Origin of the sequence: Thalassospira sp. CH_XMU1420-2 (assembly GCF_037029325.1) — a bacterium.
Lineage (GTDB): Bacteria > Pseudomonadota > Alphaproteobacteria > Rhodospirillales > Thalassospiraceae > Thalassospira > Thalassospira povalilytica.
This window is the reverse complement of sequence record NZ_JAYMEG010000004.1, coordinates 1-24,012: the sequence shown is the minus strand read 5'-3', so window position 1 is coordinate 24,012 and position 24,012 is coordinate 1. Positions and strand designations below refer to the sequence as shown.

The following is a 24,012-nucleotide window of genomic DNA, read 5'->3' as shown; positions in this document are numbered from 1 at the left end:
CACCGCGCTTGAGTTCCGCATAATCGCCAGACCGGAACTTTCGGACATCTCGTTATCTGAATTTCCGGTCAGGTGAAACCCAATTTCACATCAACCGGTGCATTATACGGCAAAACGATCAGGAGCCGAACTGTCGATCGGGACCAAACAGTCGAAAATCCTCGGAAATGATTGCCAGGGGCGACCGCCCGATCAGTTCCCCGGACAGACCGCTGTCGATCAACTGGACCGGAACACCCTGATGCAAGCCACGCAACGCTGCCTGATGTCCTTCGGCAACACGGGCTTCGCAAATCCGGGCAAGTTCCTTGCGCGATCCGGCCGCATCCGCCAGTGTGACCGGCGCATGGACAACAATCTCGACCGTCACCTTGCCGAGCGCGAGAAACTGCCACAAATGCGGGGCCAAGTCCATATCCCCGTACCAGGAATAGAATGCCCGCAAATCGCGGCCAATCGGGGCACCATCAAGACGGGTCGCGGCAATTGAAACCGGCTGGAATTTCACCGGCGATCCATCGGGCATCGCCCGTTCAGCCGATGCAAAAAGCGTCGACTTGAACGGCAACACCCGGTTGCCGTCATTGCTTGTGCCTTCCGGGAACAGGATCAGCTTGTCACCGTTTTGCAGACGTTCGCTCAGCTGTTCGTTCTGTTCGCGTGAGCGAACCGCACGACGTTCGACAAATGTCGTGCGCGAAAGCTTGGCCAGCACGCCGAAAACCGGCCAGCTGGCGACTTCGGTCTTGGCAATGAAACTGCCATGGGTCAGCGCACCCAGAACCGGGATATCAAGATAGGACGCATGATTGGCCACAATCACGCCCGGCCCATCCATCAGATCAACACCCGATACCCGGACCTCGATATGAAGGATGCGCAGGCAAAGCGCGTGATAGAAACGCGGCAATTCATCTGCCAGACGCAACCGGCATGCAATCGCCACCACCTGAACAGGCAGCAGCACAACAGTCAGAAGCACATAGGCAATCAGCCGGATTGCGGCGCAGACATAGCAGTTCACGATACCCTCGCGGTCCGTTCGTAATGCTTGTAATAGCGATCGGTTACCTTTTCCGTCGGTAACACAATGCAGATGTCCGTGGTATTGAACTGATGGTCAACCACAGCCCCGTCCCCGACAAAACCGCCAAGACGCAGATATCCCTTGATCAGCGGCGGAAGATCACGCAGCGCCTGACGCTGGTCAATGCCGTCGATCTCGGCACGCAGCATCGGCTCGTAACGTTCCTCGATCGCGCGCGGGCGCATGTCTTCGGGGGCAAGGTGGTTGTGATGCAGATAGGTCAGAACATCCTTGAAGGCATCCGGGTCGGTGCCATGGAACGATGCGCAACCAAACATCAGTTTGATGTCGTATTTGAAGACATAGGCAGCAATACCCTGCCACAAAAGCTGAAGGGTCGGCATCGTGCGGTAATCGGCTTCGACGCAGGAACGGCCAAGCTCCATGATTTCGCCGGTTTCCTTGACCGCATTGAGCATGGACTCGATATGATATTCATCGGCACTGTAAAAACCGCCATGCTCGTTGGCAACCGACTGGCGCAGCAGGCGATAGGTCCCGACAACCGCATCCGCCCCGGCACCGCGATTGTGATCAAGCACCAGAAGATGGTCGCATAGCGGGTCATAATGATCGAAGTCGCGTTTTGCCGCGGCCATTTCGGCGGTCGGCTTCGCACCACGTTCTTCGTAAAATACCTTGTAGCGGAGTTTCTGGCTGGCGAGAATCTCGTCCTCGGTTTCCGCAAGGCGGACCTCAAGCCGTTGAAGCTGTCTTTCGTCGCGCATGACAACACCCTTTTGTTCATCTGCCCGGATTTTGCGCGTGAATTGCGTGAAGGGCGAGTGAAGGGTTTGTGAAGAACGCGTAACAAAAATATGAAGGCCACTTGCCCGAATGAGCAAGTGGCCCTGATTTTCGTCGATCAGCAGTGCGGTTGAAAACCGGACTTATTTTTCGTCTTTCAAAGGAACACCATAAAGCTCAAGACGATGACCAACCAGTTTGTACCCGAGTTCCTTGGCGATCTCTTCCTGAAGCTTTTCGATTTTCTCGTTCGAAAACTCGATCACATTGCCTGAACGCATATCGATCAGGTGATCGTGATGCTCCTCGGTCAGCTCCTCGTAACGGGCGCGACCGTCGCCAAAATCATGTTTCTCGAGAATATCCGCCTCTTCAAAAAGGCGAACCGTACGATACACGGTTGCGATCGAAATCTTGGGATCGATATCGGTTGCCCGACGATAGACCAGTTCTACGTCCGGGTGATCTTCGGACTCTGACAGCACACGGGCGATAACCCGGCGTTGGCCCGTCATTTTAAGGCCCGCGTCGACGCATTTCTGCTCGATGGTTGATTCTGCAAGCATTGTCTTATCTCGTTTCCGTTTCCGGTTCCGCCTGTCCCCAGCCAGGACTTACCCCTAGGCTCTCTACTCTCTGTGGCTAAATATTGAAAAATCCGCCACATATCGCAAGGTTCAATTCGCGATAAATTCGTCAATCCGCGATCCTCAATGCCAAAGCACCGGAAATCGCCAAAAACCGGCTTCTGGTCGTGACCACTTGCCACCGCCGTACAAGGGCGCTACTTCACACTTGCACACCAAGCCCGGAGACAGACATGGCCACCAGCACCCCCGACCAGAAAATCGACATCACATCCGATGTCTGCCCGATGACATTTGTTCGTACCCGGCTGAAACTTGAAACCATGACATCGGGTCAGGTTCTCGAAGTCATCCTGGGTGCGGGCGAACCGCTTAAAAACGTTCCGCGCTCGGTCACCGAGATGGGTGACGAAGTCATCGATCTGGTCGAAATCGCCGATGCACCTGGTACTTTCCGGTTAACCATCCGCAAGGCATAGCATAACCGCCAGTTCCAATGCAGGCTTACACTACAACAGGTTGATGCGCAAAACCACACTATTTATGTGGATATACCAGATTAAAATGCGTCCAACTTGCGTAACTGCATGACGGCAAAATAGATTTGCCGTCCAAAACAATTTTGTCTATTCGCCCCAGCCCAGCGCGCAATATCCAAGACTGCGTTCCATCACCAGCGCATCACATGTCCGCCCCGATTTGCGGCGATAGTAATTCTTGCGACGGCCGATCTCGGCAAATCCGGTTTGCTGATAAAGGGCAATGGCCGGGGCATTGTCTTCGGCGACCTCAAGCAGCAGCCGCCCGATGCCGTTTTCACGCAACCGGTCGCAGACCGCTGCCAGCAATTTACGGGCGACACCGCATTTACGGGCCTGTTTGGCAACAACAATGGTGTTGATCTCGGCCTCATCAAGCACTGACTGGATCAGAACAAACCCCAGCGGCACATCATCGCGGTTTTCCGCTTCATCCCCGGGGGCATAGGCCAAAATGCCAAAGGCACCGGGCACATCAAGCAACCGGATAATGGAATCGGCATCCCAGCAATCCTCGAACCCTTCGGCATGCAGGGCTGCCGCAACCGGCGCAAAGGCCGCCGTCAGCGCGACCAGTTCAATTTGCGTTGCCGGGATTTGGGACGATTGCCGGGTCATTATTGTTTACGCGGCCCCTGATCTTCGATGCGGCGCGCATCAGGCGCACGCAGATACACCGGAACCGGCGCCAGATTTTCACCGCGTTCCCACCGTTCGGCAGCAATTCTGGCGACATTGCCTGCGCGCGGTAAACCGGGCGCTGTACAGTCATAAAAGGCATCGGGCGCATGGGCCGCAGCCGTCAGAAGACGCGGGGTCGCATCCCCGGCAAGAAGCGTATCACCCGGGGGCGCCATCATAAGCGCCTGGCGCGGTGCGACACATTCCGGTGAACTCAATGGACGTTTCTTGCCATCAAACGCCTGGGCAAAAATCTCGTTTCGTTTGCTATCAAGGGCGACCAGAATGTTGCGCCCCTGCTGATCGCGTTCGGACACGCCATAGGCCACGGCTTCAAGCGAACTGACACCAACAACCGGGATCTTGCGCGCCAGACCAAGGGCACGTGCTGTTGAAAGACCGATCCGCATGCCGGTAAAGGCGCCCGGTCCGACCGTGACCGCAATGCCATCAATATCGTCAAAGGTAACACCGGCCTTATCAAGGGTTTCACCAATGAATCCGATCAGATGTTCGGCCTGACCGCGTTCCATATCTTCATAAAGCTCGCCCTTGACCACACCATTGATCAGAACCGCGGTCGAAAGCGATGTCGAGGCCGTATCAATGGCCAGAATCGTCGGTCCGGACTTTTCTGCATCTGGCGAGGAAGTTTGCGATGCGTCATTTTCTGCGCTATCTGATGATCGCAACTGTCCAGTCAGCATCTTCTTTATGTAATCGGTGAACGACAAGAACAGGGAGCCTCCGGCGATGGCGCTGGTCGAAATTACGCCACAAGAATATGATGTCGAAATTGATATCGTCTATGCCACGGATCGGAATATCACCGGGGCACCAATCTATACACGACCTGCCTGCTATCTTCACGCGGATGCGGCCGCCTGCCTGAAAAAAGCCGCTGCCATGGCAAAACGTCAGGGGGTAAAGCTGCGCATTCTTGATGCATTCCGGCCCCAGGAAGCCCAACGCGCGCTTTGGAACCATTCGCCCAACCCCGATTTCGTCGCCAATCCGGATTTCGGATCGCCACATGGTCGTGGTGTGGCCATTGATCTAACCCTGATTGATCAAAACGGCAAGGAACTGGATATGGGGGCAGGGTTTGACGAAATGCATAGCCGCTCCTATCACGGCTCGGAGCTGATCTCCAAACAAGCCGAAGCCAACCGTTTGCTGCTGCTGGGCATCATGGTCAGTGCCGGGTTTGAATATTACGATCATGAATGGTGGCATTATCAGCTGCCCGATGCAGCGCGCAAATACCCGCTATTTTCCGATAGCGCACTGGCACAGCCAATGATGCGCCGCTGATCACTAAAACCGGAAATGCAAAACGGCGGAGCATTTCTGCCCCGCCGCTGCAAGCTGTCATCACGTGATGCAATCGTGAAACAGCCCAGGGATCTGTGGCATTTCCGGGAAAACCCCGCCCCATCGGGCCCGGTCAGGACCCAAGAAGCGCCTGACCGCTTTGCGGGTCAAACAGGGTCATGCGTGCCCCGTCGACCAGAATTCTGGCATCGCTTCCCGATTTGAAAATCTGTTCCGGCCCGCTGCGGGCTGTCAGTTCCGAACCGGCAACCGCAAGACGGACATATTGATCCGGCCCGGTCGGTTCGGCCAAAAGCACGCGCGATGAAATACCCGCATCATCAAACACCATATGTTCCGGACGCGCGCCCAGGGTCATCGGGCGCCCGATCAGATCACGAATTTCGGCCGGAACATTGATCAGCGGCAGGCACCCCGAACCGCTGTCAAAGACGATATCATCGCCATCGTGCGTCAGCTTGCCATCGATGAAATTCATCGTCGGCGCGCCGACAAAACTTGCGACAAAGCGGTTTGCCGGACGCCGATACACGTTTTCCGGGGTATCAACCTGCTGGATGCTGCCCTTATCAAGCACCACGACCTTGGTCGCCAGTGTCATGGCTTCGATCTGGTCATGGGTGACATAAACAATCGTGCGGCCCAGCCGTTCATGCAGACGTTTGAGTTCAATCCGCATATCAGCACGCAATTTGGCATCAAGGTTTGAAAGCGGCTCATCAAACAGGAAGACAGAGGGCTCACGCACCAGCGCACGGCCAATCGCCACACGCTGTTGCTGCCCGCCGGAAAGCTGCGATGGCTTGCGATCCAGAAGCGGGGTGATCTGCAACAGCTCGCCAACCTCGGCAACCCGCTTTTCGATCTCGCCCTTGGCCATGCCCCGCATTTTCAATCCAAAGCCGATATTACGGCGCACCGACATGGTCGGATACAGGGCATAGGACTGAAACACCATCGCGATATCGCGTTCATCAGGTTCCAGCCCGGTGACATCCCGACCATTGATATGAATGCTGCCACCTGTGGTCGGCTCCAGCCCGGCAATCATGTTCAGCAAGGTCGATTTGCCACATCCCGATGGCCCCAGAAGAACAAGGAAATCACCGTCAGCGATCTGAAGATTGATATTCTCCATCACCGTCAAACCGGCATAGGCCTTGGTTACATTACGAAGTTCAACGCCGTTCATTCCCGTCACCCTTTCACCGCACCAGCAGCAATCCCGCGCACAAACATCCGCCCCGAAAGCAGATAAACCGCAAGCGTCGGCAAAGCCGTCAGCATGGTTGCAGCCATATCAACATTGTATTCCTTCTCGCCGAATTGCGATCCGACAAGGTTGTTAAGCGCAACCGTCATCGGCTGCCCCGCACGCCCGCCAAATGTCAGGCCCAGCAGGAAATCGTTCCAGATATAGGTAAATTGCAAAATCATCGCGACACCAAGGATCGGCAGCGACAAGGGCAACATCACGTGCCAGAACAGCGGCCAGAATCCCGCCCCGTCGATCCGGGCTGCCTTTAACAAATCCTCGGGAACGGTTTTGAAAAAGTTGCGAAACATCATGGTGGTAAAGGCAACACCCCAGATCACATGCACAAGGATCAATCCCGGGATGGTGCCAAATATCCCCAATTCCCGGATCATGATGATCAGGGGATAAAGTGTCACCTGTGGCGGAATGAACATGCCGACCAGAAGGGCCGCAAACATCACATTGGCGCCCTTCATCTTCCAGGCCGCCAGGGCATAACCGGTAATCGCCCCAAGCCCGACTGACAAAAACAGCGCGGGAATAACGATTTTGACCGACGTCATGAATGACGATGACAGACCACCGCAAGTGTCCCCCAGCGTCTTGGCACAATCGCCAAACCATGCCTTTCCCCATGCGGCAAAACCGGGATCGGCGGGCAGGGTAAAGATGCTGCCATTGCGGATTTCATCCATCGATTTCAGCGATGTCGAAATCATGATGAAAACCGGCGACAGGATCATGATTGCGGCGATGCCAAGCAATCCGTAAAGGGCAAGACGATTATAGCGCATCCTCAATGCCCCCGACCGCTGCGTTCTTTTTGCAGCTCGAAATAGATATAGGGCGCGATCACGGCGATCACCGTGCAAAGCAGGACAAATGCGCCCGCCGCCCCCAGCCCCAATTCCTGCCGGTTCAGAATATGGTCGACAACGAAACGGGCCGGAAGATCCGATGAAAAGCCCGGCCCACCGCCGGTCAGGGCGACCACAAGGTCAAAGGCCTTCATGACAATCGCACTCATCAGGATGAAAACAGTGAAGAACACGGTGCGCATCATCGGGGTGATGATGTGCAAATAGACCCGCCAGACCGGAATGCCGTCGACACGCGCGGCCTTCCAGATATTGGGATCAATATTGCGCAGACCGGCCAGAAACAGCGCCATGCACAACCCGACCTGCTGCCAGATCCCGGCAATGGCAAGCGTGTAAATCGACCGGTCGGGGCGCACGATCCAGTTAAATTCAAACCCGGCCCATCCCAGCGCACGCACCGCTTCCTGAAGACCGAGCCCCGGATTCATCACCCATTGCCAGATGACACCTGTCACAATGAATGACATCGAAAGCGGCAGCATGAAAACAGTACGAAACAGGCCTTCTGCCTTCACACCGCGATCAATCAAAATCGCCAGCAAATAGCCCAAAACGATACAGCCGCCGATAAACAGAAATCCGTGAATTGCCAGATTCTGCATCGCTGTCCACCAGCGTTCATTGGCAAACAGCCGGCCATATTGATCAAACCCGGTGAATTTATAGACCGGCAACAATCGCGACCGGGTCAGCGAAATCACAAAGGTCCAGATGATAAAGCCATAAAAACAGAAAATCGTGATCGCCATGGCAGGGATCAGCGCCATTCTGGCGGTCCATTGCGGACGCCAGCGCCGCCTGCCTTTTTGACGCGCATCTTGCGGTGTCGCGGAATAATGCAACACGTCTTGTGCCGGATCGGGCATGAACATACTCGCTTCTTTGTAAAGGCGCCGCTGCCACCGCACAAAGCGGCCCGCAGCGGCGCATCCCTGCAAAGTCTCTGGAATTTCGCCTTATTTGGCGTTGGAGATCGCTTGATGGAACTGCGCCTGGCCCTCTGCCGGGCTCATATCCGTACTGTTCCAGAAATTCGAGATGCTGTCATCAATTGCCCCCGAAACCGCACTTGGCACACCGAAAAGTCCGGTGCTGACAAGGTGGGTCTTTTCGTCCTGAAGGGTCCTGATCGCAGTCTGTGCACAGCTGTCAAAACTGTCAGCAGGCACGTCCAGACGGGCCGGGATGGATCCCTTTTTCTTGTTAAAGGCAATCTGCACATCAGGTTCAAGCATCACATGCGCCATTTTGGCCTGTGCTGGGGTGGCTTCCTCGCCATCCATCGCCGAAAAGGCAAAGGCATCAACAGTCATGATATAGGCGGTATCGATCGCCGGGGCGAAGGCGCATCCAACCGTGGTTCCCGGCTCGATCCCGGCGGCAATGATTTCACCCTTGGCCCAGTCACCCATGAACTGGAACGCAGCATCGCCCTTGATCACCATGCTGGTGGCCTCGTTCCAGTTGCGGCCCGGGCTTCCTTCATCAACAAAGGGCTTAAGCGCGGCAAAGGTTTCGAACACTTTGCGCATGGTATCGGAATCCAGCAGATCATCATCAAGCGTGCTGTAAAGCTTGGCATAAAACTCGCGACCGGCAACGCCCAGAAGCACACTGTTGAACATGATGCGTTCCTGCCAGGGCTGCCCGCCCAGACCGATCGGAATAATACCGGCATCTTTAAGCTTCTGGGCTGCGACCACAAAGTCATCCCAGCTTTTAGGCACGTCCACACCGGCCTTTTCAAGGGCTGCCTTGTTATAGAACATCCAGTTTTCGCCATGGATGTTGATCGGGGCGGCGATGTAGTCACCATCATATTTCGCTGCCTTGACGATCAGCGGCGGCAGCTTTTGGTCCCAGTTTTCTTCGCTTGCGACCTTATCGACATTGGCAAGCAGTCCCTGATCTGCCAATTCACGCAATTGCTGACCGATCGAGAACTGGAAAACAGCCGCCGGATCACCACCAAGCATCCGGTTGACTGCCGCAGCACGGGCATTGCCACCCCCGGCAATCGGGGTATCAACCCATTCGCCACCGCTTGCCTCGAACACCTTGCGAACCTCGGCAAGGGCGGCCTGTTCGCTGCCCGATGTCCACCAATGCAGAACCTCTGCGGTCTGGGCATGAAGCGCACCGGCAGAGACACCTGCGCTCAGAAACGCCGCAAGGGCTGCGACTTTGGATAATTTCGTCATAACCGATGTTCCTCCCTAATGGATACCTTCACGCCCGACTTCTTCTTGAATGGAAAATTGTAACGTTACGATTTTTTTGATAAGCGCTTTATTCACCCTTGTCAATCAACAAAACCCAATGATAATAGGGGAAACAGGTGGCGAATATATTTTTTTGCCAAAATTTTCGAAACGTTACGATTTTGGATGCATTCAACAAGAACATCCGATCAGGGTAAGGAAGCAAACATGACGAAATCATTCCCCGACGGGTTTCGATGGGGTGTCTCCACCTCAAGCTATCAGATCGAAGGCGGCGCAGATGATGACGGACGCGGCGACAGCATCTGGGACACCTATTGTGCCACACCGGGGCGTGTCGCCAATGGCGACAATGGTCGTGTTGCCTGTGACCATTATCATCGCTGGGCCGAAGACCTTGACCTGATCAAGGGGCTGGGCGCGCAACATTACCGCTTTTCTGTCATGTGGCCGCGGGTTTTGCCCGACGGCACCGGTCGGGTTAACGAGGCCGGCATTGATTTTTATAGCCGCCTGGTTGATGGCATGCTTGAACGTGGAATTGATCCGTGGCTGTGCCTGTATCACTGGGACCTTCCGCAGGCGCTTCAGGATCGCGGCGGCTGGACCAATCGCGATATTGTCGACTGGTTTGGCGACTATACCGACCTTCTGGTCAGCCGTCTGGGCGACCGGGTCAAGGCCTGGGTCACATTCAATGAACCCAATGTGGTGGCCTGGGTCGGCCACGAAGAAGGCCGCCATGCGCCGGGCATTACCGACCCGCGTGCCGCCATGCGGGTGACCCATCATCTTAATCTTTGTCATGCGCGCGCCACCCGCATCATCAAACAGCACCATCCAAAGGCCCCGGTCGGATTCGTTTTGCCGATGCACAAGGGATACACATTGCCCCATCGCCGCGAACAGGACGCCCATCTGATCGATCTTTTCGAAGCCAAGTGGAATGGCGCGTTTCTCGATCCGGTTTATTACGGGCACTATCCGGAACTGATCATGGACCGGATGGAACCCCATATCCGGGCAGGCGACCTTGAAGCAATCCGAACCGATGTCGATTTTCAGGGGCTGAACCAGTATTTCCCAAGCTATATCCAGGCCGCCGAAGGCAAGGCATGGCCGTTCCAGCATGCCGAACCGCCAAAATATTTCCGCAGGACGGAAATGGGTTGGGCCATTGACGGGGATTGCTTCTATCGCACCATGAAAATCCTTCAGGACAATTACGGCAATCCGCCGGTTTTCGTCACTGAAAACGGGGGTGCCTTTACCGATATTCCGGGCCATAACGGCTATATTGATGATCAGGATCGCATTTCCTATTACCGCGAATATCTTGGTGCGCTTTTGCGTGCCGTTTCCGAAGGTGCCAATGTGCAGGGATACATGCCCTGGTCGCTTCTGGACAATTTCGAATGGGCTTATGGCTATGAAAAGCGGTTCGGGCTTGTCCATGTCGATTACACCACCCAAAAACGCACCCCGAAGGCATCCTATGAATTCATGCGCAAGGTGATTGCACAGAACGCATTGCCATAGGACGCTGCGGACGCTTACATTGTCCGAAAGAACATAAGAACGGACCTGACATGCCTGCTTCTCGCCCCAACTTGCGCACGATTGCCGACCGGCTTGGCCTGTCGGTTACAACTGTGTCGCGCGCCCTTAAAGACGGACCCGAGGTCAAACCCGACACGGTCGCCAAGGTCAAGGCAGCAGCAGCGGAAATCGGCTATCGCCCGGATGCACGGGGCGTCATGCTGCGCACCGGCAAAACCATGCAGGTCTGTTCGATCCTGTATTCCCCCGAAGTCGGCGATTACGGTGATCCGGGCTTCCTTGCCCAGGTCGAAAGCCTGGCACAGGGGCTTGAAGCCGATCATTATTCGCTAGTGGTGCTGGCCCAGACCAGTGCCGAAGATCCGCTTGAACCGGTGCGCAAGGTCCATACCCAGCGCATGGCCGATGCGGTGGTGTTTTCACGCACCACGCTTCAGGACAAGCGCGCCAAATACTGCCTTCAGCACGATTTTCCGTTCGTCAGTTTTGGCCGGACAGAACTTTTGACGCCACATGCCTTTGTCGATCACGATGATGAACAGGCCGCCTATGATGCGATTACGCGCCTGATCGAAGACGGCCATCGCAAGATCGCCATGATCGATCCGCCCGAAAACCTGACCTTTTTTGGCTATCGCAAACGCGGGGCGCGCCGCGCCATGGTCGATGCCGGGCTTGATCCCGACAGCCTTGTTCTGATGCCCTCGGACGTTTCGGTGCGGGCTGCGCGTGACGCAACCAACCGGCTTTTTGGCGATCAGCATGATGCGACCGCCATTGTGTGCGCCAGTCAGATGACCATGATCGGCGCACTCGAAGCCTTGATGGAACTTGGTATGGATACCATCCGCGATGGCATCGGGGTTGTCGGATTTGGCGGGATGCCGTTTCGCATGCTGTCCAAACAGAAGCTGGCCTATTATTATCAGCCCCAGCGTCACGTCGGCGAAGTCCTTGCCCGCCATCTGCACGATCTGATGAACGGATCAGACGTCGAACAGCTGCAAACCTTGCTGCCCTATCGGCGGATTGATGATTTGGCTGCCTTCCGCGAGGGGGAGGACTTTTAGCCCACCCAAAACCCCGGCAATACAAATCCGGGATCGATCACGCGCGGCACCGATCCTTAACCCTGCGCCTTGCGATGTTCGGGATTGTCACCGTTTTCGGCATCCCCGGCCCCGATCAACCGGACCAGAAGCACCTCGATCGGCTTAAGCACGATCAAAACGATAAAGGTCAGCACCGTGGCAATCACCACGATATGCCAGGCCGCAAGTGCGCAGGCAATACCAAGTGCGGCTGTTATCCAGACCGTCGCCGCCGTTGTCAGGCCCGAAACCGACATGCTTTTGGGCTGACGCAAGATCACCCCGGCACCGATAAAGCCGATCCCGGTCAAAACGCCCTGCAAAATGCCCTGAACCACACGTGACAGGGCATCGGGATGATCAATCATGTCCTGAAAATGAACCGCCACCACTGAAACGACGGCCGCCCCCAATGCGACAAGGGCCAGGGTCCGCATCCCCGTCGGCTTACCATTCACATCCCGGTTAAGCCCGATCATCATGCCAATGACCGTGGCTGCACACAGACGCGCCACCATATCGATAATTCCGATATCGAAATATTTTTCGGCCGTCGCGAAATAGGGCAGATCGGTCAGCATGCTGGGTGCCTTTAAGGTTTCAGGGACTCCCAGAACGCCCGACATTCGATCAATGTTCCGGTTCTCGCACCACAGACCCGGAACCAAGATGGCTTTCCATCCCCTGTGCCATCATCATCAGCCAGTCAAAAAACAGGGCAATGCGCGGATCACGATCCGGCCGATCAAGCGTGATCAGGACATAATCGCATCCGGTCGGCGCCATCCCGTGCGGGGCGATCAGCCGCCCGGCGGCCAGATCATCACAAACCAGCGGCAACGGACCAATCGCTGTGCCCAGCCGGTTGACGGCTGCCTGAAGGGCGAAAAAGAAATGGTCGAAATATTGTTCGCTTGCCGGGCTCACATCCAGCCCGCTGGCCCGTTTCCAGTCATCCCACGCGTCAGGTCGGGTGCGACTATGCAGCCAGCGTGCCTTTGACAAATCGCGATCAAGGATATTTTCCCAGCAATCCGGATCACATACCGGTCCCGCAAGTTCGGCCCAAAGACGGGTGGTAACGTAATCTTCGGAAATGCCGTAATCGGCCCGGCGAATGGCCACATCACAGCCATCCGAAAGCAAATCAACCGGCCCGCCGGCAAGGCGCATGTCAATATTCAAATCAGGATTGGCTTGCCGGAAATCACCAAGACGCGGCATCAGCCAGCGCATGGCAAGACTTGGCTCGCACGACACCGTCAGGATCGGCGACGTTCCGGCGTGACGGTGAATATCCTCGATCGCCTGATCAAGACCGTCCAGCGCCCCGGTCGTTGCCTTAAGCAACCGTTCGCCCGCCGATGTCAGCCAGACCCGGCGGTTACGCCGCACAAACAGATCAACGCCCAGGCGGTCTTCGATCTGGGCCACCGCCCGGCTGATGGCCCCGTGGGTCAGGTGCAATTCCTCGGCCGCGCGTGAAAAACTTTGATGGCGGGCAGCGGCTTCAAAGGCCGGAAGGGCTGCCAATGGGGGCAGGCTGCGTTTTTTGTGAATATTACTCACAATATTTCCCGGAATTTTTCGATTTTCTGGCAACGGATCCAGTTTGATACTCAATCAGCTCACAGATCAATCGGTTTTTTTCAGCTTTCAGGATCACAGACCATGCCGGAAATATCCCCCCATCTGCCATCAATGGAAATCATTGCCGTTGCCATTATCACCATTCTGGCAGTTATCAGCCCGGGGCCGGACTTTGCCATGGTCACGCGCATCGCCCTGTCACGGGGCAGACGGGCCGGCATTTTATGTGCAATCGGTATCGGAAGCGGGGTTTCCGTCCATCTGACCTATACCCTGATCGGTCTGGGCGTGGTGTTTGCCAGCAATGTCTGGGTGCTGACGGCGTTGCGTTATCTTGGGGCGGCTTATCTTATCTGGCTTGGCATCTCGGCCCTGTGGCCGGATATCCGTACCATGATGACGCGGCGTAAACTTCTGAAAGAAATGGGTGTTAGCGCTAACATGGTCAGCACCGCTTCGGGCGCGGATCAAAACAGGAACGCCCCTGATCGCAATGCATTCTGGATCGGCTTTGCCTGCAATGCGCTTAACCCGAAAACAATGCTGTTTATCGTATCGCTGTTCAGTCAGGTGATTTCACCTGGCACCCCGATCCTTCAGGAAATCGGATACGGCATCTATATTGCGGCCTGCCACATGGGCTGGTTTGGGCTGGTTGCGGTTGCACTTACGCTTCCGGCCGTGCAGGCCCGGATTGCCGCGATCAAGGTCTGGATCGAACGGGCTGTCGGGCTGTGCCTTGCCGGTCTTGGCATCAAACTTCTGGCAAGTTAAGGCTGCATGGCCCGGCAATGGAACGAACAGGCAACCGGGATAGCAGATCAGATAAACAGCATCTCGCCATTCTGTCTGGCATCGTTCAGGAACGTCACAACGCCGCCGGTTTCGATGGAAAGTTCATCCCGGGTGGCTTCGTTTTCCAAACCAAGTGCGCGCAGGCCCATTTCGCAGACCATGAATTTCGCGCCAAGCGACGCACAGGCCGACAGAAGTTCTTCAAAGCTGCCAATACCGCGGGTGGAAAAGCTCAGATCGATTGACGTTGCCGTTGCCCCCTCGGCCTCGGTGCGCAAATGCCTCCAGCCCGATGGCGCCAAAAGCGCCCGACTGGCATCCATGGTAAAAAACAGGGTGACTTCGCGCCCGGTCGCCAAAGCCGCCGATGCCATTACGAGTGCGTAATGAACCTTTTCAAAGCTGCCGGAAAAGATCACCAGCGACAGTTTTTTCGGGCTTTCCGTCTCAGTGCTCATGGATTGAAAGATCCTTTATGGTCGCATTTTCGGAACAGGTCGGGCAGCCGGGGTCGCGCGGCACCCGGATTTTGCGGAACGATGCCGACAGGGCATCGATGATTAAAAGTTGCCCGGAAAGACCGTCACCAATGCCCATCAATTCCTTGAGCACCTCGGTCGCCTGGATGCCACCAATCATGCCAACAACCGATCCCAGAACCCCCCCCTGTGCACAGGACGGGATGGCATCTTCGGGCGGCGGGGCATGATAAATACAGCGATAGCACGGATTGGGCGCCCCCAGATGGGCCTTGAAAGTCGATACCTGACCATCAAAACGCAGTGCAGCCCCCGATACCAACGTCTTGCCCGCAAGATAGCAGGCATCGTTAAGCAAAAAGCGCGTCTCGAAATTGTCCGAACCGTCGGCAATCACGTCATACCCGGCAATCAGATCCATCACATTGGATGCATCAAGGCGGTCATTGTGGGCGTGCACCGTAATTTCCGGGTTCATATCAAGCATGGTCGATTTTGCACTATCGACCTTGGCGGTTCCAAGATCCTTCATACCATGCGCGATCTGGCGCTGAAGATTGGACAATTCCACCGTATCGGCATCAACAATCCCGATGGTGCCAACCCCGGCGGCGGCCAGATACATCGCAAGCGGCGAGCCAAGCCCGCCGGCACCGACAATCAAGACACGCCCGCGCTTAAGCTTCATCTGGCCGGTACCGCCAACATCCTTAAGGACGATATGGCGGACATAGCGCTGTACTTCATTTTCGCTGAAATCGAAATCACTCACGCGGGCGGGTTTCCTGTCAGAACGGAACAAGGGTGCTGGCTTCTGGATATAGCTTGCGGGTCTGATCTCTCAAGGAAAAGATTTGATTTTCCACCGAATTGTCCGGGTGATGCACCGTCCGAACAAAAATCAATCCGGACCGAAGTGCGATCGGAATGCTGATCTTTCCCGCCGCATGCCTTATAAATTTCGATATCGCAATGAAATCAGCGCACATAAAAAGGCCCGGCGCAATGCACCGGACCTTTTGCACGGATCGTCTGGATATCCGGACTGCTGACCAAGGCTTATTGCAGGCCTTCGAACAGCGCGGTCGACAGATAACGTTCGGCAAAGCTCGGGACGATGACAACGATGCGTTTGCCGGCATTTTCCGGTTTCTGGCCAAGTTCGATACCGGCGGCAACCGCAGCACCCGACGAAATGCCGGTCGGAAGACCTTCGATGCTTGCCAGTTTGCGCGCGGTGGCAAAGGCCGTCTCGTTGCCGATGGTCATGACGGTGTCGATGACATCGGTATTAAGGTTGCCCGGAATGAAACCGGCACCAATGCCCTGGATTTTGTGCGGACCCGGCGCGCCGCCGGAAATAACCGGGCTGTCTTCGGGTTCAACGGCAACGATCTGGATGTTCGGGTTATGCTTTTTAAGCACTTCACCCACACCGGTCAGCGTCCCGCCCGTACCGACACCGGCAACAAAGATATCAACCTGACCAGCGGTATCCTTGAGGATTTCCTCAGCCGTGGTGTTGCGATGAACTTCCGGGTTGGCCGGGTTGTCAAACTGCTGAAGCATGATTGCACCGTCGATTTCGGCAACCAGCTCCTCTGCGCGGGCAACCGCGCCCTTCATGCCCTTGGCGGCGGGGGTCAGGTCGATCTGTGCGCCCAGAAGCATCAGCATCTTGCGACGTTCAAGCGACATGCTTTCAGGCATGGTCAAAATCAGCTTGTAGCCTTTGGCAGCAGCAACAAAGGCCAGCGCAATGCCGGTATTGCCCGATGTCGGCTCGACCAGGGTTGCGCCCGGCTTGATCTTGCCGGCTTTTTCGGCGGTTTCAATCATCGCCAGACCAATACGGTCCTTGACCGAGGCCAGCGGGTTGAAGAATTCAAGCTTGCCGATCAGGTCGGCTTTGACACCTTCGGCTTCGGCCAGACGCGAAAGGCGCACCAGCGGCGTTGCGCCAATGGTGTCGATGATGCTGTCGTAAATCTTGCCGCGAAACTCAGTCATGTTTTCCTCGCACGTTTCTGTATTTTTGCCATCAAGCACATGATCTACCTGTATTTATCCTGCGATCCCACAAGATCAAATGGATAGCGCAAATTTTTACAAGCAATGGTGCCTGCGGCATTCGTGATGCCTGTAGTTTAATTCAAATTGCAGCGGAATCATGTTGAATAAGGATACATCACTCCGCCACCAGCCCAGAAGACTAAATAATGAAATCCGGGGACTCTTCGATACCACTGCGCAGGCCCGCATCGCGTGCCCGGTTGCACAGGTCTTCGACCGTGATCTTTTCAAGCTGTTTCATCATTTCATCCTGCAATTCCCGCCAAAGGGGACGCACGACTTCCTTGCCCAGCGGCGATCCGGCCGGATCTTCGATCGGATCATCGGATGTTTCCATCGACCGGATGACCGAAACAATATCGGCAAGCGTGATCCGACGGCGTTCACGCGCCAAACGATACCCGCCCCGCGGGCCGCGCACACCAACCAGAATATCGGCACGCACCAACTGCTGAAGGGTTTGTTCAAGGTACCGTTTCGGGATTCCCTGACGCGCGGTGATATCGCGGCTTTGGACCGGCTCGCCTGCTGCGTTATAGGCAATATCGACGACCGCCTCGATCGCAAACAGCATCTTTTTTGAAAGCTTTAACATCGTTTCATCTTACTCCCCTCTTGGTTCGGCCATCCCCCCAGACGGCATGCAAACCTGGTTTCGCCAGAGCAATCAAATCTCGTAACCAAAATCATGACCGTCACGGCAACCACCCGCCATAACCGTCATGTGACCATCAGATCGCGTTGCGATCTGATGGCAAAAACTTATTTGACCGGGCTTGCTGTCCCGGTCGATCCGAACCCGCCCGCACCGCGCGCAGTCTCGTCCAGATCATCCACCGCACGCCAGGAAACCTGGGTTACCGGCGCAACCACAAGCTGGGCAATGCGCATGCCGCGTTCAATTTCAAACGCCACGTCGCCGTGATTGATCAGGATAACTTTGATCTCGCCGCGATAATCGGCATCGATCGTGCCCGGGCTGTTCAGAACCGTGACACCGTTCTTGGCAGCCAACCCCGAACGCGGGCGTACCTGGGCTTCGAACCCGGCGGGCAGGGCAATGGCAATGCCGGTTTCAACCAGCGCACGTTTGCCAGGTTCAAGAACCAGCTTGCCGTCAATTGCCGCCTGCAAATCGACCGCCGCCGACTGGGCGGTGGCATATTCAGGCAACGGCAAATCCGCCCCATGCGGAAGCTGTTTCAAATCAACACTCAGAGCCGACATATTCCATCCTTGTCTTCTTCCCGCTCGTCAGACCGGGTTTGTTCTTGCAATCCGTGTGTCCGCGACACATCAGGAAAAATGTTTGATGATCCGGGCACAAAGTGCCCCGGCGATGCCGGTTTTGCTTTGACGTGACCAATGTTCGTCAGCGCCCGCATCATCCCCTGAAATCAGGAAGACCTCGTTCAGATCCCCGCCAAAGGTCCCGGTATCGGGCGCCACATCATTGGCAAGGATCCAGTCGCATCCCTTGCGCGCGCGCTTGGCACGGGCATGTTCGGTGACTTTTTCGGTTTCTGCGGCAAAGCCGATCACAAGCCCCGGGCGCGATGCCCCGGACTGGCTGATGGTTGCCAGAATGTCGGGATTTTCCGCAAGTTTAAGATCGGGAATAATCCCCGATCCATCCTTTTTAAGCTTCTGACCGGCTTCATCGGCAGTGCGCCAGTCAGCAACAGCAGCCGCACAAACCGCAATATCCGCCGGCAGGGCATTTTGAACCGCGGCAAGCATATCGCGCGCTGTTTCAACCCGTACAACCGTCACCCCGACCGGATCGGGCAGGGTCACAGGACCGGACACCAGCGTCACATCCGCACCGGCATTGGCAAGTGCCTGGGCAATTGCATGGCCCTGTTTGCCCGATGACCGGTTGGCGATGTAGCGCACCGGATCAATCGGCTCGTGGGTCGGGCCGCTGGTCACGACCGCCTTCTTGCCGGCAAGCGGCTTGGGCGCAGACTGACCTTCAAGGAAATCAAGCACGCTTGCGATAATCTCGGCCGGTTCGGCCAGACGCCCCGAACCGGTTTCGCCACAGGCAAGATCACCGGCAGATGGCCCCACCCGGATCACACCGCGGCTTTCAAGCGTTGCGATATTGGCCTGTGTCGCCGGATGGTTCCACATTTCCACATTCATGGCAGGCGCAATCATCACCGGCTTGTTGGTCGCTAACAGCGCGGTTGTCGCCAGATCACCGGCCTGTCCGGTTGCCATTTTTGCAAGGATATCGGCACTTGCCGGGGCGACCAGAACTAGGTCGGCCTCACGCGACAGACGGATATGGCCCATCTCGGCTTCGTCGGTCAGGGAAAACAGATCCTGATAGACCTTGTTTTCCGTCAATGCCGCCACAGACAACGGTGTCACGAACTGTTCGCCACCCTTGGTCAGGATTGCGCGGATATTGATTTCGCGGTCTCTGAGCCGACGGATCACCTCAAGAACCTTATAGGCCGCAATGCCGCCCGAGATGATCAGAAGGATATTCTTGCCTGCCGACACTGTGATTACCAATTAATTACGGTTTAAAAGTGTGGTTAACCTACATTGTCTCATTATGGGACGCAAGCGCCCATAACCGAAATGGCAAACGCCGCGGTCCGGAAAGGATCGCGGCGTAGTGTTTTGTGTGCTTTGAAATCCCAAAAAGCAACGGCATCAAAGGTTTCACGGGACGGTGTAAAGCATCCCGAACCATTGCCAACGGGAATCCGGGCCCATCGCCGTGCAATTGATGCGCCAGCGTCCCGATGCGACCGGCCCGTCGAGGCGAATTTCAACGCGCTCATCGCCAAGGCGGCTCATGGTTGCGTCACCATCGGACGGATAACAGGCAATATTGGCTGTCGGCTCCTTAAGGGTAAAGCCGAATGCAGGCGGATTGCGCGTCAGGGTATAGTCCCCCGGGGTCACGTCGCTGACCCGCAATGGCAACGAATTTGCCGCCAATTTGAAGCGGTCCATTGCGCCATAATGCTCGTTCAGCGCAAAGCGCGGCAGATACATGAAATCGGATTCCGTGCTCATGGCACCGCTTTGCTGACCAAACGCGGCCTTGTATCCGGCCTCCTTGACCGCATTGATCACGTCTGCATTTGCCTCGCCATAGGGATAGGCAAAGATATCAGGCACAAAGCCAAGCTCTTCCTTGAACCGTTTGGCCGAATGATCCAGCTCGGCCTTGACGGCGGCGATATCAAGATCAGGCAGGTGGGAATGATGCTGGCTGTGACCCCCAATGGTCACCCCGGCCTTTACCAGATCACGCACCATGTCCCAGGTCATGTAATTGGAAAAGCCGTCATCGATCTGTTGGGTCGAAACAAAGACCGTAAAGGGCATATTGTGGGCCTTGAAGATCGGCCAGGCCTGTTCATACACAGAACGATAGGCATCATCGATGGTGATGCCGATGGTACGATCGGGCAAACCGCCACCATTTTCAATCGCCGTGACGATCTGTGGCAACCCCATAACCGTGTATCCGCCGCTGGTCAGTTCGGCGATATGTTCCTTGAACTGGTCGATCTTGATGTTGGTCGACGGGTATTCATCTTCGCCAAACCGATGATACATGAAAACAACCGCTGAGGTGGCATCACCCGCCGGTGCCGGTGCTGCTGCCGGTTTTTCGGCAACAATGGGATCAACGGCCGGTGCTTCGGGTTGCGGCACGTCAGGAGCCGCTGTTTCGGATGCTGGTGCCCCGGGTGCTGCTGATTGTGCCGACATGTCGGGATCAGCCGCACTGTCGCTTTGCGCAGACGGCTCGGCAACCGGCATGGTGGCCGGTGCAGTGGTTTCGGTTTCAACCGACTGGGCGCTGCCCTGACCGACACCGAATGTTAACCCAACAGCAAACGACATCCCGAAAACCATACCGCGCAGCATGGAGCCGGGGGAAAGCAGATCGGTTACCGATGATGACCTTTGCCCTTTGGTCTCGAATTTCATAATTGTTTCCAGTCTTCTACCAACCACTCCAATCAGGGCGACATATGGGGGTCGGCCCTGTGCACCGGACATGCTGTTTTCACCGTCGTCCGGGTGCAGCGTCCCGTTTGCCGGGATCGTTTTGCAAAAGCAAAAATACCAGCGAACCAATTGTTTTTCCATATTTCATATAGATGGTTGCGAATTGGTTCATCAGGGTTACCTTTGAAACAGACGTATAACCCAAACTGATGAGGCCCCATGCTTGATTCTGATGCTTTTGGTCTTCTGTTCCACAATGCGCGCACCTTCAATAACTGGCAGGACCGTGATGTCGATACCGGCTTGCTCAAACAGGCATGGGATCTGACGGTGCTGGGCCCGACCAGCGCCAATTGCGAACCGATGCGCATTACCTTTGTCAAATCGGATGCCGCCAAAAAGCGCCTTAAACCGTTCCTTTCCGAAGGCAATGTCGACAAGACAATGAACGCCCCGGTGACCGCGATCGTGGCCCAGGACATGGAATTTTACGAAAAGCTTCCTGATCTGTTTCCCCATACCGATGCACGGTCATGGTTTGCCGGCAAGGATGACGCGATCAAAGCCACCGCTTTTCGCAACAGTTCGCTTCAGGCCGGTTATTTCATTCTTGCCCTTCGTGGTCTTGGGCTTGATTGCGGTCCGATGTCGGGATTTGATGCGGCGGGACTGGATGGCGAATTTTTTGCCGGTACACCGCTTAAGACCAACCTTCTGATCAATATCGGTTATGGCGATCGCGACAAATTGCCACCGCGCAGCCCGCGGCTTGCCTTTGATCAGGGGGCTGAAATCATCTGATTTCGCAAAACCCGTCCTCGATCTTCCAGAAGGCCTCCGACAGTCGGGGGCCTTTTTTATATTTCAGGGTTGTGATTTTCTGATAAGGCACGGCCGGGCCATGCTTCGACGGATTTTTTCAATCGGCTGAGCAACTTGAAAACTGTCATCAAACTTTTATTTGATCTTTACTGGCCCATAACCATTTTAGGTCCACTTTTACAAACGCGTGCACCGGATCACCGCAACCCCCGTAAACAGGAGCGTTAATTGGGCTTCCGCCAATTGATACTTACAGCTTTGGCCATCGCCTTTCCGGCGGGCATCGTCTTTGTCGTCCTTGCGGCGATGGAGCTGCTTGGCTGGGGCACGGCGATCCTGTCTGCCACGCTGTCCTGGCTTGGCATCACCGCAATGCTGCGCATCTATTTCGGGGATCTGCGCCGGGTGGCACGCTATGCCACGGATTTGCGCGACCGGTTCAAGGGTACCCCGCCGCAACATATTTCGTTTGGTGCTGCGGCTGAACTTTCATCGCTTTATACCCAGATTGCTGCGGCCTTCCGCGATCGTATCGCCCTTCTTGAAGCACAAACCAGCACCGATGCCGAAATCCTTGATCACCTGCCAAACCCGGTGGTGATGGTCAACCGGCACCGGGTTGTGACCGGCTTCAACCAGGCGGCCAAGGGGCTGTTTCACAATCTTGAAACCGGGCGCGATCTGACACGGTTTATCCGTGACCCGATCCTTCTGGACGCATTTGATGACGTCGCCAATGCCCGCGAAACCATGAAGCATGCCGAATTTGTTCTGGCCAGCGACGCGCACCGTCATTACGACGTGCTCACCGCACGACTGCCCGCCGCAACCGGGGACCGGAACTTTGTGCTGAGCTTCTCGGACCTGACCGAGCTTCGCAAACTTGAACAGATGCGTGCCGATTTCGCGACCGACGCCGGTCATGAATTGCGTACCCCGCTTTCGGTGTTGCTGGGCTTTATCGAAACGCTTGAAGGCCCGGCCAAGGATGACCCCGATGCGCTGAACCAGTTCCTGCCGGTCATGCGCGATCAGGCCCAGCGCATGCAGCATCTGATCGAAGATTTGCTGTCGCTGGCGCGGATCGAACTGAATGAACATACCCCGCCATCCGAAGAATGCGACGTTGGCAAGATCATCGGCAAGGTTGCCGAAAGTCTGACCATGAAGGCGCAGGCAAAGGGCATGAACATCCGTGTGACCAGCGAACTCGACAACACCGAAATGGTCGGCGAGGAAAAGGAACTGACCCAGGTCTTTGTCAATCTGGTCGAAAACGCCATCAAATATGGCCATGCCAATACCGATGTCGAAGTCTCGATCAGCCTGGTCAAAAACCCGCCCGGCGCACTGGCCCGGTTCCGCCATGACCGGATCATGGCTGTTGCCATCCGCGATCATTCCGACGGCATTGCGCGCGAACATCTGCCGCGTCTGACCGAACGGTTCTATCGGGTTGATACCGCACGATCGCGCGCAGTTGGCGGTACCGGTCTTGGTCTTGCCATCGTCAAGCACCTTGTCCAGCGCCACCGCGGCACCATGCAGATCGAAAGCGAACAGGGCGTCGGTTCGGTCTTTACTGTCTATCTGCCGGCCAAAACCGGCGATAATGTGCGGAAACTGCATTCCGCCTGATCTGCTTTGGATAGCAGTCAGATATCCTTGCAAAACAGGATTTCATGACCTGCTGCCGCGGTATCCGTGTCTCTTCGATCAATTTCGCGGAAACCGAATTTTCGATACATCTCGGCCGCGCTTCCGGCTTGCAGGTAAATAATATCGATACCAAAACGTTTTGCTTCTTGCAGGATGCTTTCTACAAGCTTTTTTGCAATGCCAAGTCCACGATATCGATAAAGCGTATAGACGGCAGCAACCCAAGGGGTTTTATCCGGCCATCCTTCACCGTCCCGAGGCCAAAGGCTGATCATCCCTATCGGCAAATTGGTATCTTTGTTGATTGCCAAAAGCGTTAGGGGAAGATCATCCTTTTGACAGCATTGAGCGAAGTACGCTCTGGCTTTTTCAAGGCTGCTGTCAGGCTTTTGCACGCCCCAACGCCCATATGCCCAAGCTGCACAGGCGTCTACGCAATCAGGTCTGTCTGCCAGATAAACAACGTCATAAGGCATGGGCGCCCCCGAAATCGATACATTCCCAAGGCACGACCATAGGCCAGATTGCGGCGGCCGAGGGTTTGTGCCGTCCTAAAATACGTTGACAGTTTTCATGGAGCCAGCGGGATCATACCGCTGGCTTTTTGATGCACGGCTTC

The 24,012-nt window shown here is 55.8% G+C and carries 26 protein-coding genes; 7 read left to right on the top strand and 19 right to left on the bottom strand.

Annotated features, from left to right (window positions below):
* Positions 1 to 118 precede the first annotated feature (118 nt).
* From WA429_RS13890 to WA429_RS13880, 3 genes are all read right to left on the bottom strand, one after another.
* Positions 119 to 1,024 carry a lysophospholipid acyltransferase family protein gene (locus WA429_RS13890; protein WP_101246753.1) on the bottom strand — a complete coding sequence of 302 codons (906 nt, stop codon included), beginning with the start codon at positions 1,022 to 1,024 and terminating at the stop codon, positions 119 to 121.
* Positions 1,021 to 1,815, bottom strand: a complete 795-nt coding sequence (locus tag WA429_RS13885) for a GNAT family N-acetyltransferase (RefSeq protein WP_101247028.1) — start codon at positions 1,813 to 1,815, stop codon at positions 1,021 to 1,023. The genes WA429_RS13890 and WA429_RS13885 overlap by 4 nt, the downstream gene beginning before the upstream one ends.
* A gap of 162 nt (positions 1,816 to 1,977) precedes the next feature.
* Complete coding sequence (locus WA429_RS13880) at positions 1,978 to 2,400, bottom strand: Fur family transcriptional regulator (RefSeq protein ID WP_101246752.1); 423 nt, start codon at positions 2,398 to 2,400, stop codon at positions 1,978 to 1,980.
* Between the two features lie 254 nt (positions 2,401 to 2,654).
* On the opposite strand from WA429_RS13880, the gene WA429_RS13875 reads away from it, so the two are divergent.
* A complete protein-coding gene (locus tag WA429_RS13875; RefSeq protein ID WP_101246751.1) occupies positions 2,655 to 2,900 on the top strand; it encodes a sulfurtransferase TusA family protein in 246 nt (81 codons plus the stop codon).
* Between the two features lie 147 nt (positions 2,901 to 3,047).
* Here the strand turns inward: WA429_RS13875 and rimI are convergent, their stop codons facing one another.
* Entirely contained in the window at positions 3,048 to 3,578 is a 531-nt protein-coding gene (rimI, locus tag WA429_RS13870) for a ribosomal protein S18-alanine N-acetyltransferase (RefSeq protein WP_287464607.1), read from the bottom strand.
* Positions 3,578 to 4,348, bottom strand: a complete 771-nt coding sequence (tsaB, locus tag WA429_RS13865; RefSeq protein WP_287464606.1) for a tRNA (adenosine(37)-N6)-threonylcarbamoyltransferase complex dimerization subunit type 1 TsaB — start codon at positions 4,346 to 4,348, stop codon at positions 3,578 to 3,580. The genes rimI and tsaB overlap by 1 nt, the downstream gene beginning before the upstream one ends.
* Before the next feature lie 46 nt (positions 4,349 to 4,394).
* Between tsaB and ddpX the strand changes: the two genes are divergently transcribed.
* A complete protein-coding gene (gene ddpX / locus WA429_RS13860; RefSeq protein ID WP_101246748.1) occupies positions 4,395 to 4,955 on the top strand; it encodes a D-alanyl-D-alanine dipeptidase in 561 nt (186 codons plus the stop codon).
* Between the two features lie 133 nt (positions 4,956 to 5,088).
* Here the strand turns inward: ddpX and WA429_RS13855 are convergent, their stop codons facing one another.
* The 4 genes from WA429_RS13855 to WA429_RS13840 form a co-directional block, all read right to left on the bottom strand.
* Positions 5,089 to 6,168 (bottom strand): ABC transporter ATP-binding protein, encoded by a 1,080-nt coding sequence (locus tag WA429_RS13855; protein WP_101246747.1) that lies wholly within the window; start codon positions 6,166 to 6,168, stop codon positions 5,089 to 5,091.
* Positions 6,169 to 6,173: 5 nt separating this feature from the next.
* A complete protein-coding gene (locus WA429_RS13850; RefSeq protein WP_101246746.1) occupies positions 6,174 to 7,028 on the bottom strand; it encodes a carbohydrate ABC transporter permease in 855 nt (284 codons plus the stop codon).
* A gap of 2 nt (positions 7,029 to 7,030) precedes the next feature.
* Positions 7,031 to 7,987, bottom strand: a complete 957-nt coding sequence (locus WA429_RS13845) for a carbohydrate ABC transporter permease (protein WP_242512671.1) — start codon at positions 7,985 to 7,987, stop codon at positions 7,031 to 7,033.
* Between the two features lie 84 nt (positions 7,988 to 8,071).
* On the bottom strand, positions 8,072 to 9,316 hold the full coding sequence (locus WA429_RS13840) for an ABC transporter substrate-binding protein (RefSeq protein WP_206926435.1): 1,245 nt from the start codon (positions 9,314 to 9,316) through the stop codon (positions 8,072 to 8,074).
* A 228-nt stretch (positions 9,317 to 9,544) separates the two neighbouring features.
* Between WA429_RS13840 and WA429_RS13835 the strand changes: the two genes are divergently transcribed.
* Both WA429_RS13835 and WA429_RS13830 read left to right on the top strand, forming a co-directional pair.
* On the top strand, positions 9,545 to 10,876 hold the full coding sequence (locus WA429_RS13835) for a GH1 family beta-glucosidase (RefSeq protein ID WP_287464605.1): 1,332 nt from the start codon (positions 9,545 to 9,547) through the stop codon (positions 10,874 to 10,876).
* Between the two features lie 50 nt (positions 10,877 to 10,926).
* Positions 10,927 to 11,967, top strand: coding sequence for a LacI family DNA-binding transcriptional regulator (locus WA429_RS13830; RefSeq protein WP_101246744.1), 1,041 nt, complete (start codon positions 10,927 to 10,929; stop codon positions 11,965 to 11,967).
* Between the two features lie 56 nt (positions 11,968 to 12,023).
* Here WA429_RS13830 and WA429_RS13825 read toward each other — a convergent pair whose 3' ends face one another.
* Positions 12,024 to 12,569, bottom strand: a complete 546-nt coding sequence (locus WA429_RS13825) for an MgtC/SapB family protein (protein WP_101246743.1) — start codon at positions 12,567 to 12,569, stop codon at positions 12,024 to 12,026.
* A 49-nt stretch (positions 12,570 to 12,618) separates the two neighbouring features.
* On the bottom strand, positions 12,619 to 13,557 hold the full coding sequence (locus WA429_RS13820) for a LysR substrate-binding domain-containing protein (RefSeq protein WP_287464604.1): 939 nt from the start codon (positions 13,555 to 13,557) through the stop codon (positions 12,619 to 12,621).
* Positions 13,558 to 13,659: 102 nt separating this feature from the next.
* Between WA429_RS13820 and WA429_RS13815 the strand changes: the two genes are divergently transcribed.
* Positions 13,660 to 14,352: a LysE family translocator gene (locus tag WA429_RS13815; RefSeq protein WP_287464603.1), complete on the top strand. Its 693-nt coding sequence runs from the start codon at positions 13,660 to 13,662 to the stop codon at positions 14,350 to 14,352.
* A 47-nt stretch (positions 14,353 to 14,399) separates the two neighbouring features.
* On the opposite strand, the gene WA429_RS13810 is transcribed toward WA429_RS13815, so the two are convergent.
* The 7 genes from WA429_RS13810 to WA429_RS13780 form a co-directional block, all read right to left on the bottom strand.
* A complete protein-coding gene (locus tag WA429_RS13810) occupies positions 14,400 to 14,831 on the bottom strand; it encodes a DsrE/DsrF/DrsH-like family protein (RefSeq protein WP_287464602.1) in 432 nt (143 codons plus the stop codon).
* Positions 14,821 to 15,624: a HesA/MoeB/ThiF family protein gene (locus WA429_RS13805; RefSeq protein WP_287464601.1), complete on the bottom strand. Its 804-nt coding sequence runs from the start codon at positions 15,622 to 15,624 to the stop codon at positions 14,821 to 14,823. The genes WA429_RS13810 and WA429_RS13805 overlap by 11 nt, the downstream gene beginning before the upstream one ends.
* 287 nt (positions 15,625 to 15,911) lie before the next feature.
* Complete coding sequence (gene cysK, locus WA429_RS13800; RefSeq protein WP_101247025.1) at positions 15,912 to 16,862, bottom strand: cysteine synthase A; 951 nt, start codon at positions 16,860 to 16,862, stop codon at positions 15,912 to 15,914.
* A 202-nt stretch (positions 16,863 to 17,064) separates the two neighbouring features.
* Positions 17,065 to 17,520, bottom strand: a complete 456-nt coding sequence (locus WA429_RS13795) for an RrF2 family transcriptional regulator (RefSeq protein WP_008888834.1) — start codon at positions 17,518 to 17,520, stop codon at positions 17,065 to 17,067.
* Positions 17,521 to 17,687: 167 nt separating this feature from the next.
* Positions 17,688 to 18,152: a dUTP diphosphatase gene (gene dut, locus WA429_RS13790; protein WP_101246738.1), complete on the bottom strand. Its 465-nt coding sequence runs from the start codon at positions 18,150 to 18,152 to the stop codon at positions 17,688 to 17,690.
* 69 nt (positions 18,153 to 18,221) lie between these two features.
* Positions 18,222 to 19,439, bottom strand: coding sequence for a bifunctional phosphopantothenoylcysteine decarboxylase/phosphopantothenate--cysteine ligase CoaBC (coaBC, locus tag WA429_RS13785; RefSeq protein ID WP_287464600.1), 1,218 nt, complete (start codon positions 19,437 to 19,439; stop codon positions 18,222 to 18,224).
* 165 nt (positions 19,440 to 19,604) lie between these two features.
* Positions 19,605 to 20,891 carry a polysaccharide deacetylase family protein gene (locus WA429_RS13780; RefSeq protein ID WP_287464599.1) on the bottom strand — a complete coding sequence of 429 codons (1,287 nt, stop codon included), beginning with the start codon at positions 20,889 to 20,891 and terminating at the stop codon, positions 19,605 to 19,607.
* Positions 20,892 to 21,131: 240 nt separating this feature from the next.
* Between WA429_RS13780 and WA429_RS13775 the strand changes: the two genes are divergently transcribed.
* Together WA429_RS13775 and WA429_RS13770 are read left to right on the top strand one after the other, a co-directional pair.
* A complete protein-coding gene (locus tag WA429_RS13775) occupies positions 21,132 to 21,713 on the top strand; it encodes a malonic semialdehyde reductase (RefSeq protein WP_114112152.1) in 582 nt (193 codons plus the stop codon).
* Between the two features lie 249 nt (positions 21,714 to 21,962).
* Positions 21,963 to 23,372 (top strand): ATP-binding protein, encoded by a 1,410-nt coding sequence (locus WA429_RS13770; RefSeq protein WP_114112151.1) that lies wholly within the window; start codon positions 21,963 to 21,965, stop codon positions 23,370 to 23,372.
* Between the two features lie 17 nt (positions 23,373 to 23,389).
* On the opposite strand, the gene WA429_RS13765 is transcribed toward WA429_RS13770, so the two are convergent.
* Positions 23,390 to 23,869 carry a GNAT family N-acetyltransferase gene (locus WA429_RS13765; RefSeq protein WP_287464598.1) on the bottom strand — a complete coding sequence of 160 codons (480 nt, stop codon included), beginning with the start codon at positions 23,867 to 23,869 and terminating at the stop codon, positions 23,390 to 23,392.
* Between the last annotated feature and the right edge of the window lie 143 nt (positions 23,870 to 24,012).